Source organism: Cytobacillus sp. EB106-05-05-XG126 (assembly GCF_058791715.1).
On sequence record NZ_JBYTDU010000017.1, the window covers coordinates 37,460 to 51,576 of the forward strand.

A 14,117-nucleotide genomic window follows, 5' to 3' on the forward strand; every position below is an offset into this window, starting at 1 on the left:
TTTATACCTCCGCTGCAATAGTGATTACAACTGGTTCGTTGACAGTTCTGATTTCTACCAAAGTGGTAGCTATAGTAACTGAACCGGACTCCAACTCTACCATGTTCCCGCTTACCCTCTTAACTACAATTGGTTGATGATCTGGCAAACCTAGCTTCTTAATAGACTCAAATATCGTCCAAGCCCTAGTGGCAGTTGTATTTAAATCTTCATTTAATGTTTTTGATAAATAGCTTGCTAGTTGAAGATGTTTTTTACCCAACATATCTTCCCATATCTCATTTGGCAGCTTTTGAACCTTTTCAACATCACATCCAATATTCTTAGTGTTAGAAACGGCCAAAACTAAATGATCCATAGTAGAAACGGATAAGGAGAGGTCATCTGAAACAATAGGTTTTCCATCTAAACGCTTCCTTACTTCTTTAGCATTAGACACCATTTGTTTAGCGAACATACTTTGTTGTTTTTTTAAGGAATTAGAATCCAAAAACACCTGGATATTTCCTTCAGGAATCATCTCATCTAGCTTTCTTTCTAAATAAGGGCCTAGAAGAAATGGATTCCATGTCTTAATGCCGATTTCATTACCTACAACTTTAAGCTTTAATGAATCCCAAGTTTCTATTACGGTGCCATCTAAAGAACTGACTTGAATATTAAAGGTTAATATGTCATCTTTCTTTTCAATTTCATTTCCAACTACTTTAATATGCTTATGAAGTTCCATTCCCGGCTTAATTTTTATCTCCTTAACCGAAAGTGGTATGAGGTGCTGATAAGGATATGATGCCTGCAATGAATGAATAATAGAGTCTCTTGTTCCTATATTTTTTGTAATCAAGTTATTAGGTAGGAATCCACCAAACCACTTCTCTCTCTTAACATTTTTAATAAGCGACATATTCTTCTTTGAAGAGAGGTAGTTGATTTCTTCAATATTTTTAAATACACCTTTTTGGAATAATACGTGTTTATATAAGTCTTCAGATGGTCTTGGTCGGTAGTCTTTTAGGAGAATAACCTTATCAAGACTCTTCTCTTCTGTAAGTTGAACGTTTCTTACAAATTGACATATACCTTCGACATGATTAACTGAGTAATTTGTGTCTTCAGATCTAATGGCCACTTTTACCCTATTGATTCCATCTACCAGGCCGCAGATTCTAATTTTAGATCCGATATCATTTACTACAATTGGATGATTGAACCTTACATTTTTAAAGGTCGGAACCATTCCCTTTTTCCCTAAAAGCGCATTAGCGATTTGAGACATTGCTTCTAAAGCCATTACACCCGGGAATATTTTCTGATGTTCAAGTATATGATCATTCAAATACTTGTCAGTTTCAGGATCAAGTATTGCTTGTGTAATAAGTTCCACTCCATCAATTTCTATTAGTGGGTCTTCTAAAAATCGCCCAAACTGAATATCCTCGGAGCGTCCGAGTGAGATTGTAGGCAACCCACCTAATCTGCTGGCACTAACTACACTGGATGAATTTACTTCGTGATTAACTAAATGCATAAAATATTTAGTACCTTGATCAATTGTTAATGGCTGGATTCCTTTTCTCTTTAACTGATCTAAAGTTCCAATTCGATTTCCCATCCCTAAACCTTCCCATATAGACCATTCAATACAGAAAGCCTTTACATGTGGGAACTCCTTAGAAAACATATCTGTTTCTTTCCTAAGCAACTCATTTGCTATCGCATAATGAGCATCTCCTTGCATCCCGGATTGACCAATAATCGATCCAAACGTAATTAACAGTTTTAAATTGTCCTTGTTTGGGATGCTGCTTAAAACATTCTTCAAACCTAAAACTTTCGTATCAATCGTAATCTCTAAATCTTCATAATTTAAATCTGAAATGGCTTTAGGTTTATTAATCCCTGCAGCATGGACTACTCCTCTGATTGTTCCCAGGTTTTTTTCAATATCTAAAACAGCTTCTGAAACAGAGTCTGGGTTTGTAATATCAGCACTTATATATTTGAATTCAATATCTTGTTGAACGAGTAGACTTAAGTTCTTGGCTATTTCACTGTCATTTGTAACTTTTGACCTTCCTAAGATGGCTAATTTAACTCTTTTTTCTTTAGCAAGGTGTCTCACACATTCAGCTGTAATTCCCTTGGCTCCACCGGTTACTAAGAGTACATCTCCTTCATTTAATGTAGTGTTCTTTTCTTTCCGTGTTACCGGTTTAACCTTTAGATATGGAACTCTTCTTTCATTTTTCGAAGTGTATTTCACCTCGACAAAACCATCAGATGATTGAATTTCTTTTAATATAAGCGGAAGGTTCTTCTCAGTTAGTTTTGCATCAATAATACAAACAGTTGAATTGGGATTTTCAAGGTAAAATGACTTCCCAAAAGACTTTAATCCATCCCCATTTTGTATAATGACAAGCCTTTGTTGTTCTTTACTTTTTTGGAGCTCTTTTACAAGCTTCCAAACCATCGTTTTATCATTTGGATCTTCGAAATATGCTAAAATTCCTCTTCCGATGTTGGTTTTATTTAGTTGCTTTGAAAGCTTAATCGCCAATTCGTTATTTGTTACAGAGGTCCATTTTCCTTTTCCCTTTTTTATCACCATGTCTATTAGCGACTCGGCTTTCCATTTCACTTGAAATGATTGGATCCAAGAATCAACACCTGGATATTGATCGAGGTTGCTTTCTTCATGGTTATTACTATCATTGTCAAAGTAAGTACTTATCTCTTTTACGGTAGAATTTGCGAAATCAGTTGGCGAAACTGGTGCAACCTTGCCTAGGATTTTGGCAGTTTCCACAATAATTTGGCTTACAGAAATTGAGTTAAGATGCAAATCATCAAGCATACGAGCGTTTTCTTTTATCGCATTAATTGGTAACTCAGTCTTCTCAGAGATAATTTGAATTAATATATCAATTGATGTTTCACGGTCTTTGTTTATAACCAAGGTGCTAGTTTCAACAGTCTCATCTTCTTGATTTTTGTCTGCCACCACTAGAGATGCCTCTTGGACCGTTTCACATGGATTTACAAAAAAGCTCGTTGCCTTTTCATAAGCCTTTACTTTTCTCCCGTTAAGGAATGTAGAAAGATTAATTTCCTTACCTATTGCAATCGAAGCAGCCAAAATATTGAGTATATTACGTACACTATTAGTTCCAATATTTAGCGATAAAACAGGTTTCTTGGTTATCCGATTAACAATACTGGTTAATGTCGATCCAGCACCTATCTCTACAAATAAATCCACTTGGTTTTCAATTGAATTTACAGCGTCTTGAAACATTACTGGATCTGTTAGTTGCTTTTTTAATAATGAACGAATTTCTGCTGGTTCCTTTATAAACTCACCAGAAACTGTTGAGACGACTTTCTTCTTTGGCTGCTTTATCTCTGTCCTCTTCAAGATATACTCAAATTTTTCTCTTATCCCCTTCATTAAACTTGAATGGAATGCTTTGGTTACTTTAAGTACAGTGTTGGAATACCCTTTGCTTTCAAGTTTTTTCAAAACTCGTTTTCCACTATCTTCGTCTCCAGATAAGATAATCTGTTCGGAATGATTAACAGCCGCTATGTCTATATGTTCATTCTTAATTGCTATATCGATTACCTCGAGCGGCGCATTAGTGGAAAACATAATGCCTTGAGGTGTACTCTCCATTAACTTTCCTCTTTCCTTGGATAGCTGGTAAAGAGTGTCAGTAGAAATACTTTGTCCCCAAGCCAATGCAGTCAGTTCCCCTAAGCTATGTCCTAATCCAAAGTCACCCTCTATTCCCAGGTTATTTAGAAAACGAGTACCCTCTATTCCCATCGCAGTGATTAGCGGTTGTGCTAAATGAGTATTTTCCCTAGCTTTAGGTAGAAAATCTTCCTCTAGGTCCTCAAATTTTAAGCTAGAATCAAGATCACCAATAACCCCTAAGTTTTTTGCTATTGGTGAACCCTGCCCAGGATATAAAAATGCCATTTTTTGATTTAACATTAATTTTGAACCAAAATATATCTCTTTCTCTGGTGATAGAAAAATATCTTTTTGTTTTATTTTTTCAATTGCCAATTTCAGTTTTTCGTACAAATCTTCGGGATCCTTTGCAACGATTGTAAGAAGGTAATCTCTATTTCGGTTGTTTCGTAATAAATGACTAGAAAAATCCGCAAATTCCCCTAAGGACATATATTCTATCTCATTCATTAAAGAAGAGATTTCATCTATTAATCCATTTATATCGGAATTGCCAAAAACAAAAATCTCATGATCAAAAGTTAAACCTACATTCTGGTAATCCATCTCTTTTCTTCTTAAGCCGGTTTGATTTTCCAATGTGATGTGGGTATTAATCCCACCAAATCCCATTGCACTTACACCAGCACGTAAAGGCAGATTTTGTGGCCATAGAATAGGAACTGAGGTTGTCTGTAATTTAGACTTTTCATTTAAGAACTCAGGATTTGGATTCTCACAGCCTGTAGCCGGTGGAATAACCTGATGAGAAAGTGCCATAACTGTTTTAATTAAACCAGCAACACCCGAAGCTGCTTTGGTATGGCCAATATTCCCTTTTACTGAACCAATATAGGATAAATGTTTGTTATTCTTTTTTAATGTAGAGACCGTCCTTAGTTCAGTTTCATCACCATATTTTGTGCCCGTTCCATGCCCTTCAATATAAGGAACACTATCTAGGTCATAACCTGCTTTCTCATAAGCTCTACTTAATGCTAGGACCTGTCCGTCAACTTCTGGTCTAGTAATGCCGCCTTTACCATCGGAGGAGATTCCCCAGCCCTTAATAACTGCATAAGGATTGAACCCCCCATTAATTGCATCTTCAACTCTCATTAAAACAACAATCCCACATCCCTCACCGGGCCAAAAACCATTTGAATCTTTGTCATAGATAAGCATATTGTCTTTAGCTAAGGCACCATTTCGCGCAAAACCTAATACCTCAAAAGGATCGATACTTAAGTCAACTCCACCAGCAATAGCCAAATCTAATTCGTTATTTTCCAGAGCTGAACATGCTTTTGTAATAGCTAATAAAGAAGAACTACAAGCACCATCTACTGTATATCCTCCACCTTTTAAATCGAAATAATTACAAATCCGGCCTGCTATTGTATTGGAAAGGCCACCTGCAAGAGTATCCTCATTAATTGTTGGAAATGCTTTTAAATATTCCTTTTTTATATATCCAAGTACTTCATCTAAACGATCTTCAAAAGCATTCTCTTTTTCTAATATGCTTTCAACCACTCTTTGAACATAAGGCCATCGAAGTCCCATGATATTGGCTCTTGAAAATTCTCCTGTCAAAGAGTTCCCTATTAAAACCCCTGTTCTGTCTTTAGGTATATTTAAGTCATTAAATCCTGCATCTCTAATAGCTCGCTCAGAGACATCAAGGGCCAGCCAGTGTGTAAGATCGGTATTTTTATATGTTGGACCTGATATTTTAAATTTCACTCTATCAAATGAATAATTTTTGATTAGTGCAGCCTTATTAGAGTATGTTTTGTCTATTTGACTCCTATCTGTTGAAAAGTAATCCTTCAAGTTCAAGCGTTCTTTAGGAATTTTACGGAAAGATCTTCTTCTAGAAATGACATTCTCCCATAACTCTTTTGGATTACTGGCATCTGGATACTCACATGCCATGCCTACAATTGCAATTCCTTTGCACATACCCTACACTCCTCTACTTTTTGGTTTTTATGACTTATTAAAGATCTAATGAAGTGATAACAACCTCTCACCAGGCAAACAATAAATAATGAAAAGAAAAGCGTAAATACAACATCAAAACACATGAGGACACCGTATACTGCAGCAACTGAGAAACCAAATACTATTTGATTCCTTCTTTCGAAAGGCGTAGTCCCAGGGTCTGTTACCATATAAAAGGTGAACAAAAGGAATGCAAGACCTGTCATTGGCAGTAAAGCACTAATTAAAGAAATATCAGTAAAGATACTTCGGATTAGGGCTTGAAGAACAAATCCACCAAGCCACGCAGCAATAAGAGGTCCTTTTTTAGTTAAACGAATATTTAGCATGGATCCTAAAATCAATATAATTAAAGGGAAAATAATGTCCCATTCATCCTTTAGATTTTCAGTGAAATGATAGGGAGGCGCGATTGATATCCATGGAAACAGCAGTAACGTTAACGCTATGCCTGTATTAGATGGATTTAGAAAATGTTTTTTCTTTCCTTGAATACTAACTTGGAAAATTGTTTTTGTTACTATAGCTATTGATGCTGCAAAAGCAAATGGCAAGACTTCATTATTCGCATACACAAGCATACCTATAGCAAGGCCTGAAATATGTGCAGGTATTAGAAAATCGATTTTATTACTTAACCCTCCATGGTAAGCCGGTTTTCTATTATTCACCTTTGAATCTGCAAACTCAATAATTACTTCTACTAAATAAGCTGTGAGTACAGCTGTAAGAAGCTGAATAAAGGATTGCTCAAATCCCAATACTGTATGCCCTAAGATATTTAAGACTGTTATGGCTGTTCCAAAGGCTCGCAACGCTTTTATACGTGGACTCATTTATTTTCCCCCCTTTTCCATAGGTAGCCATATCGTTTGCCATCCTGGTGTTACTTCTATGTTTTTTTCTTGAAGCACACCATTTACATCTCTCCATTTAATGCGAGCAGGATACTTTTTCTTCTTAATGTCTCCTATCCCAAAATGAATTTCATGACTTCTTTTACCGGAATGTCCGCTTCCCCCATCGACCTCAGCTAGAAGTATTTCATTATTGGGTAGGTACACTTCTATAGAAGCACCAACTGCATGTCGCTTTTTAGTCGATTCTTTACCTTCTGTGATTTTTAGGGAATCTTGATTTTGATATGTTGAATATGCAATTTCTAAACCTATAAAATTACCTGAATTTTTTGATTTATTAAGGTAAAAAGAAGATTGATCCCATTGATTAGCTAAAGCAAAGTCCAATAATCCATCACCATTTACATCAGCTATTGCAATTCCGCGACCTACTTTCTTTTCACTACTGCCAAAGACATCAGAGCGATTACCATACCTGCCTTTGGTATTCTGAACAAAGAAGGCATTTTCAGTTTTTCCACTTATATCTGTACCAGGTAAAAACTTTGGCCATGAGTTTGGGTATTTTAAAAGCTCATCATTGATCGTTGCTAATTCCTGTAGCTCATGCCATTTTTCCTTCTCTCCCCGGATAAAACCAGTTGCTTGTATGACTTCATTTTTACCATCATTGTTAAAATCACCAGATTTAATATCCCATCCCCAAGAACTCTTATTTAGACCTAACTCAACACTTTGATTTTCAAATGGAGCAATCCCTTTCTCAGCTTGTTCCCACTCTCCAGTGTTGATAAAGGCAAAGTGAGATTCCATTAGAGCATATTCTTCTGCTATGTTACTTACCAAGATATCTAACCAACCATCTCGATTTAGGTCTACAAATTCAACCCCCATGCCTTTAAAGGAATCCAAACCTAATATTTCTGATCTAGGTGTTTTCCAATCTTTCTTCCCTGTCAATGATTTGAAATCAATATTGCCAGGCTGTGATTTGTTCAATAGTAATCTATCCGGGCCAAAATCGTTGGCAGCATAAATATCCGGTAACCCATCCTTATTAAGGTCAGCTGCACCTATTCCTAATGTCCAACCACTTAATAGTTCATCTGGGACTTGGCTTGAAACATCTTTATACAAATAATCACCTTGATTTTCTGACCATAAATAAATCCGATTCTTGCCCCCGTTAAATGCTTGTGACATTGAATCCTGCATTAATGGCTTTTTAACACTATTTTTATTTAGTACCTCTGAAGAATCTGGAAAATAGTTTCCTACCACCATATCTAAGTGACCATCACCGTCAATATCAGAAAAAGTAAGAGCGTTTGAGTACATTTCAACATTTTCAACAATTTCTTTTGGTTGAAAGGATTCACTTGAAAGTGGAGCAGTTGTCTCTTTTTGAATAAATGCTATGGGTGACCTTCCCCAATAGTAAACAACTATATCCTGATGCCCATCCTCGTTTATATCTGCAGGTACACACCCCATTGGTGCAACAGTTTGATTAGTTGTACTCTCAAGCTGAAATTTCTCATAGTCACCTTTTAAAGATTGAACTGTGACGTTGTTAAAACGTGGATCAACCATGCACAAATCATTAGAAAAACCATCCCCATTAATGTCATTTATAGCTACTGCAGCACCAACTGACGAAATCCAGGATTGAATATTGCGATAATTAGGATTGACTTCTCGAATTAACTTTTTATCTTCGTGTCCTAAATCTCCATTTATCACCATTTCTTTAAATTCAATTTGATTTTCAACAGCCTCGCTATCCCTAGAAAAGTAGACAGCAAGTAATAACATGGTGCTGATCATAATTGCTATAAACTTTTTTATGGTTGAATTTATTGTGAGCATTTAACTGGTACTCCTTTCGCTAAATGTTGCTGTAAAATAGCCCTCCAATTTTGATAAATTGGAGTTTGATTATTAAGTTTTTTTGCTTCCTCAAGTGCTAAATAAGTTAAACTGGATATTTGAACTGGATTCATGTTACACATGGCTAAACTAGTAATGGCTGTATGGGCTGCTGGAGTAGAAGCTTCTATACGTGCTGTGTTTGCAAATGCTACCCCTTGCATATAAGCGTTCAAATTGTCACCCGCAAGCTTTCTGATATCACTGTAGCTTGCATGCTTTAAGCCCCCGGCATAAGCTGATGCCAGTCCTACTCCACTCCATAAATCGTTGTGTAAATTGGTTGGAAAACTGTTTATTGTAGCAGACACCGCTTCTATATTGGCTCCAAATACAAACCATAAACTTCTGCCCACTCCTTGAAAAAAAGCATTTTCTATATACGAGCCGCTTTTTATCTTTCCAGGAGCTTTCATTCCATTTTTAAGCTTATCCCAGTGAAAATAACCAAAATAAAATCCCATCCCATCTACAATGAGCCATTTATAAATTGGATGTTGTTTTTGAAAATCTCTTTTGGGAAACATAGGAAGCTTAGCATAACTCCAGCCCGCTCCAACATGAAGCATATATGAATGGGCAGCTCCCTCATGTTTGGCGAAATCTTGGAATCTTCCTTTATTAAAATAAAAAAAATCTAATAGTTTTAATGCCATACCTGCTCCCTCATATGCAAAACCTTTAAACTCTGAAGGAAATACTTCTAATTTATTTGTGAAATTTACCGGATCTTCTACTACTGCATGGTATCCATCTAAAAAGGTCTCTCCTATTTGTTCAAGTATGTCTTTTACACGGTTCTCTTTTACTTGAAATCCCCTATTCTTGACTAAAACGTTGTCATAAGAAATTTTCAAAAGTTGACTGAACATATAACTAACCTCCCCCAATTATGCATTTTTCACCAACCCAATAAGCTCTGTCCTCAATGATTGAACTGCCTCCTCTCTAGGTATTCTTAAAAAACTAGATAAATGTTGGATTTCATCATCGAAAAGAAAAATAATACTCTCCATTGCACTTTTATCACCTTGTCTAGCTTGTTTTAAGAGTCTATTAAATGGCATATGTGTTCCTTCATGTCTTTGATAGCTTTCCTTTTGCATTTGTTCACCGCCTGTTGACTAATATTTAGTTCACTAGCTACTTCTTTTTCTGTATATCCCTCTAAGATAATTTTTCTAATGATGCTTCTGTTTCTTAGATTTGGTATTGAACTTAGTAACTCTTCAATAAAAATTCGTGATATTACTTCATCTTCAAAATTTGGAGTAATACCTAATGGGATACTATCCTCCATTTCGATTTCTTTGTTTTTAACAGTCTTTATTTTGTATTGAATCCTCCAAGCTGCTCTTTTTAGGAGTCTGGAAAAAGTTTCTTTATCCGTTGTTTCAAGACAACAAGTCATTCTAACACCCCTCAAGACTTTCTATTAATCTAGGAAAATTTCATTTTCAAAATACAACCAATTTTTCCAATTATTTAAAAACGGTTGTTTTTCAGTAGCGTTTTTTTCCCTATTGATAAGAGAGGAGGTGCACAAAATGGAAGATATTCAGGCTTGGATCACCATGATGGGTAACTTTGGATTTCCGGTAGTTGTTTCCATCTATTTGTTAGTTAGGTTTGAGAAAAAGATAGAAACCTTAGGATCAACCATTCAAGAATTAGGGGAAATCATAAGAAGTACCAAAACTTAGTATTTTTTACGAACGTGCGTTCCTATATTTTACAAAAAAAATAGAACATGTTCTAGAAAAATATTAAAAAAGTTTGGATAGGGGTCTAATGTAGTGGTTCAATTGCATTAAGCCCTTACACCAAACTTAAGCCTCCAAATATCTTTAAGTCGCACAAACTCTCTATTTTCTAAGGTCGTACTGAAAAAGGTTATTAAAAAGCAGGATGTAGACTTTATCAACATCCTGCTTTTTAAATTTATTATTTTCTAGAGGTTTCACTAAAACATCGAATTAGCAATGGATTCAGAAGGTTCAAGAATACAGATACACTTTCCCTCCTCCCTTCACGTTATTTTAATCACAAGTAAAGTTTAGGGATGCTATTCGACCAAAACAACGAAATTAATCATTATTCAACTTTATAAACTGTTTTATATTTTTCTTCTAAATTTTATGTATAAATTTAGAAATCAGTTCAAGATTTTGAATAACATCAATATTTTTTGAACTTTTTCCTTCAATTAGGTTGTATTTTTTACTCTCTTTTTTCCTAATAAATATAACGGTAAAAAGGGAGGATTATTTATGCATGGAACAATGTCTAAGTGTGATGAGTTTGTAATTAAAGCATTACAGGAACAAAATGATTTAAATGAAAAGGTTAAGCTGCTAATTGAGGTGAAAATTGAGGAATCAGAAGACGCAAAGCACTTTTTAGTAAGTTGTGGTTGTGATGTAAAAAAACACTTTAGTGCAATTAACACTTATCTTATTGAGACCGATTTAAATTCCTTAACAGACTTAATCAATAGCCATTCAATAGTAAGGATTACTTATGATAGAGATGTGTGGGCATTGTTAGATGTAGCAGTGAATGCCATTGGAGTACAAAGAGATTTAGGCGCGAATGAAACAGAACATACTGGTGCAGGTGTGACAATTGGAATCTTGGATACAGGTGTTTATCCTCATAAAGACTTAGTAACTCCCAAAAATAGAATAATTGCTTTTAAAGATTTTATTAATGGCCAGGAAGATCCCTACGATGATAATGGACATGGAACTCACGTAGCAGGTTGCGCTCTTGGAAATGGGACATCAAGCGATGGAAAATACCAGGGAGCTGCCCCACAAGCGAATTTAGTTGCTGCAAAAGTACTTGATTCAATGGGAAGAGGAAGTGCGTCAAATATTATCTCTGCGGTTCAATGGATGATTGACAATAAAGACCATTACAATATAGGGGTAATTTCTCTTTCGTTAGGTTCATACCCTGTAAAGTCTTATAAAGAAGATCCGCTTTGTTTAATTCTTGAAAAGGCTTGGGATTTAGGAATGACCGTATTGGTAGCAGCCGGAAATAGTGGTCCTAGCAAACAGACAATAGGAAGCCCCGCAGTCCATCCTAAATTGATTGCTGTTGGTGCAATTGATGATAAGGATACCATTGATAATATAGATGATTCGGTTGCAGACTTTTCTAGTAGAGGTCCAACAATTGAAGGCATTGATAAACCGGATATTGTTGCCCCAGGCACAAATATTATTGCTCTCCGTGCCCCAAACTCTTATACAGATAGACTCAAACCAGACTACCGTATAGGGGAAGATTACTTTACGTTATCAGGCACTTCAATGGCTACTCCTATTGCTGCTGGGATGGCTGCGTTACTTCTTGAACAAAGGAATAATTTGAAACCGGACGAAATAAAGCAATTAATGATGGAAGGGGCATTAAAGCTAAATGAAGATAAATATTCATACGGAAAAGGTTTAATAAATTATAAACAGTCCTTAAATCTGTTAGATGGAAATGAAGAAAAACCTGACAGCGGCAAAGTTCCTGGAGAACATTCATTAGTGATTAATTGGGGATCTGATATACCTAAACTCCTTGAAAATGAAATTATGCAATTAAATAAAAACGTTTATATTGCTACCCCAGTCATTACAGATGTTAACTTAATAACTTTACTTTGTGAGGCAAGCCTAAAGAATATATCAGTAAATATTGCTTTAGACTTACATGTGAAAGAAAATGTGCACATAGCTCAATATTTAACTAATTATGGCGTAAATGTCTTTCAATTAGGGCAATCTGCTTCTCCAGAATTGCAAGGTGATACTTCCTTTGCGATTATTGATAATAAAAAAGTTTTGTTGTCTAGCGCCGCCTGGAGGTATTTATCCTATTCCGGACAGAGGGAGTTTGTAATAAACATTGAAAATAATAAAGTAGTTTCCTATTTCATGGAGCTTTTCCAACAATTAAGTGGAGTTAATGTAGATGCCGTCTAATTTAGTCATTCTTTATATTTTAGGAATATGTTTCACAGTGGCAAATTCCTATTTGTTTATAATAAATAGTTTTTTTCTCCAAAAAACAATAAGCTTAGTTTCGATGATTGTCTTAGCCTTTGCCTGGGTGGTTACAATAGAGTTTAATCCATTATTTAGAGAGTTAGTTGCTAAGTGGAAAAAATAATTTTTGGCAAAACAAAAGATATTTCTTTATTTATTTCAACTAATATCTAATATGAGTACTGATAGAACTCCCATAACTATATTTAGGTAGAAAAAGTTCTTATCTAAAAATGAAGGGGATAATTCCCCTTCATTCAGTTTGTAGACAAAAAGAGTTCGGAATAGTCTCATTCCGAACTCTTTTTGTCATTTTTTGTAGGACTTCAAGTAATTACAGAGAATTGCAGACCTCTCCGAGGTTATCATTTAGGCCATTTCTGGACCTTGCCAAGTCCAGTTGGCCATTTTCTTCAAATTCATGGCAGCGAAAGTAAGCATCGCCTGCATCGACATTTTTTTAAGTCCCCTGAGGGTTGTCCAACGCATGCCATGCTTTTCTTTTGCATCTGCGAATACTCGTTCAATTGTTTCTTTGCGTTTTTCATAGATCGGTTTGACGTCTTGATGGTGGCGAAGATGATCTGCTTCTTCCACATGTTCCTCCCACACATGACGTTGAATCAGTTTTTGATGTGCTTGACTCTGTGTGCATTGAGACAAGAAAGGGCATCCAGTACAAATTCGAGGATCTGATTTATATTGACGATACCCTTCCTTTGTAGTTGTAGTATATTTTAATATCTCACCAGTTGGGCAAATGTAACAGTCAAAATGCTCATCATAAACATACTCATGTTTTCTGAAGAAACCCTCTTTTGTGCGAGGTCGTGTGTAAGGTAAAGCAGGTGTGATGTCGTTTTTCAATAAGTAGCTCGTGATAGCAGGTGTTTTATAGGCTGCGTCTGCCGCAACAGCTTTTGGTTTACTAACTTTCTCAATGACTTGTTCTACCAATGGCTCTAAAATATGACTATCATGCGTGTTACCCGGGGTTACAATTGCGCCTAACACGAAGCCGTTGCGGTCTGCGGCCGCATGGAAAGAATAAGCGAACTGTTTTGTACGCTCATCTTTTACATAGTAGCCACTCTCTGGATCTGTTGTACTTTCCTTGATTTCTTTGTATTCTTCTTTATCAAACTTATCTGGTGGAAACGGCTTTTTTCCATGATCCTCGCGGTCTTGGTTAATCTCCTCTTGAAGGCGTTCTTGATAAGCACGGGTTTCTTTTCGAACAACTTTCTTTTCAAATTTGCGTTTATTTGCACTCGCTTTTACATGAGTAGAATCTACAAAAACGTGTTCAGCACTAATTAAATTCTTTTCAGCTGCAGTTTTTAAGATTCGGTAAAATATTTGTTCAAAGAGATCGCTGTCTTTAAATCGGCGCTCATAATTTTTACCGAAAGTTGAGAAGTGAGGAACTTTATCGTGAAAGCCATATCCTAAAAACCATCGATAAGCCATATTCGTTTTCAATTCTTCAATTGTTTGACGCATGGAGCGAATACCGAAGGTATATTGAATAAATGT

At 35.8% G+C, this 14,117-nt stretch carries 9 protein-coding genes; 2 read left to right on the forward strand and 7 right to left on the reverse strand.

The features are described from left to right. Position 1: 1 nt before the first annotated feature. The 6 genes from AC3WTL_RS22740 to AC3WTL_RS22765 are packed head-to-tail and all read right to left on the reverse strand — an operon-like array spanning position 2 to position 9,946. A complete protein-coding gene (locus tag AC3WTL_RS22740) occupies positions 2 to 5,704 on the reverse strand; it encodes an SDR family NAD(P)-dependent oxidoreductase (protein WP_492370093.1) in 5,703 nt (1,900 codons plus the stop codon). Further along, complete coding sequence (locus tag AC3WTL_RS22745; RefSeq protein ID WP_009336727.1) at positions 5,680 to 6,582, reverse strand: RnfABCDGE type electron transport complex subunit D; 903 nt, start codon at positions 6,580 to 6,582, stop codon at positions 5,680 to 5,682. Before AC3WTL_RS22745 ends, AC3WTL_RS22740 begins: the two co-directional genes overlap by 25 nt. Next, positions 6,583 to 8,475, reverse strand: coding sequence for a CRTAC1 family protein (locus AC3WTL_RS22750; protein ID WP_009336728.1), 1,893 nt, complete (start codon positions 8,473 to 8,475; stop codon positions 6,583 to 6,585). It lies immediately after the preceding gene. Next, positions 8,463 to 9,407 (reverse strand): DUF1702 family protein, encoded by a 945-nt coding sequence (locus AC3WTL_RS22755; RefSeq protein WP_009336729.1) that lies wholly within the window; start codon positions 9,405 to 9,407, stop codon positions 8,463 to 8,465. The genes AC3WTL_RS22750 and AC3WTL_RS22755 overlap by 13 nt, the downstream gene beginning before the upstream one ends. Before the next feature lie 18 nt (positions 9,408 to 9,425). Then, a complete protein-coding gene (locus AC3WTL_RS22760) occupies positions 9,426 to 9,641 on the reverse strand; it encodes a helix-turn-helix domain-containing protein (protein WP_009336730.1) in 216 nt (71 codons plus the stop codon). Then, a complete protein-coding gene (locus tag AC3WTL_RS22765; protein ID WP_009336731.1) occupies positions 9,581 to 9,946 on the reverse strand; it encodes an RNA polymerase sigma factor in 366 nt (121 codons plus the stop codon). The genes AC3WTL_RS22760 and AC3WTL_RS22765 overlap by 61 nt, the downstream gene beginning before the upstream one ends. Before the next feature lie 136 nt (positions 9,947 to 10,082). On the opposite strand from AC3WTL_RS22765, the gene AC3WTL_RS22770 reads away from it, so the two are divergent. Together AC3WTL_RS22770 and AC3WTL_RS22775 are read left to right on the forward strand one after the other, a co-directional pair. Continuing rightward, positions 10,083 to 10,238, forward strand: a complete 156-nt coding sequence (locus AC3WTL_RS22770) for a YvrJ family protein (RefSeq protein ID WP_083390537.1) — start codon at positions 10,083 to 10,085, stop codon at positions 10,236 to 10,238. Positions 10,239 to 10,805: 567 nt separating this feature from the next. Next, on the forward strand, positions 10,806 to 12,518 hold the full coding sequence (locus tag AC3WTL_RS22775) for a S8 family serine peptidase (protein WP_009336732.1): 1,713 nt from the start codon (positions 10,806 to 10,808) through the stop codon (positions 12,516 to 12,518). Between the two features lie 432 nt (positions 12,519 to 12,950). On the opposite strand, the gene AC3WTL_RS22780 is transcribed toward AC3WTL_RS22775, so the two are convergent. Continuing rightward, a partial coding sequence (locus tag AC3WTL_RS22780; RefSeq protein WP_492370094.1) for an IS1182 family transposase occupies positions 12,951 to 14,117 on the reverse strand: 1,167 nt, incomplete at its 5' end.

Bases quoted from the DNA above. Each gene is read 5' to 3' on its own strand.
- AC3WTL_RS22770 (WP_083390537.1), top strand. From the start codon at position 10,083: ATGGAAGATATTCAGGCTTGGATCACCATGATGGGTAACTTTGGATTT.
- AC3WTL_RS22750 (WP_009336728.1), bottom strand. From the start codon at position 8,475: ATGCTCACAATAAATTCAACCATAAAAAAGTTTATAGCAATTATGATC.
- AC3WTL_RS22740 (WP_492370093.1), bottom strand. From the start codon at position 5,704: ATGTGCAAAGGAATTGCAATTGTAGGCATGGCATGTGAGTATCCAGAT.
- AC3WTL_RS22760 (WP_009336730.1), bottom strand. From the start codon at position 9,641: ATGCAAAAGGAAAGCTATCAAAGACATGAAGGAACACATATGCCATTT.
- AC3WTL_RS22775 (WP_009336732.1), top strand. From the start codon at position 10,806: ATGCATGGAACAATGTCTAAGTGTGATGAGTTTGTAATTAAAGCATTA.
- AC3WTL_RS22755 (WP_009336729.1), bottom strand. From the start codon at position 9,407: ATGTTCAGTCAACTTTTGAAAATTTCTTATGACAACGTTTTAGTCAAG.
- AC3WTL_RS22745 (WP_009336727.1), bottom strand. From the start codon at position 6,582: ATGAGTCCACGTATAAAAGCGTTGCGAGCCTTTGGAACAGCCATAACA.
- AC3WTL_RS22765 (WP_009336731.1), bottom strand. From the start codon at position 9,946: ATGACTTGTTGTCTTGAAACAACGGATAAAGAAACTTTTTCCAGACTC.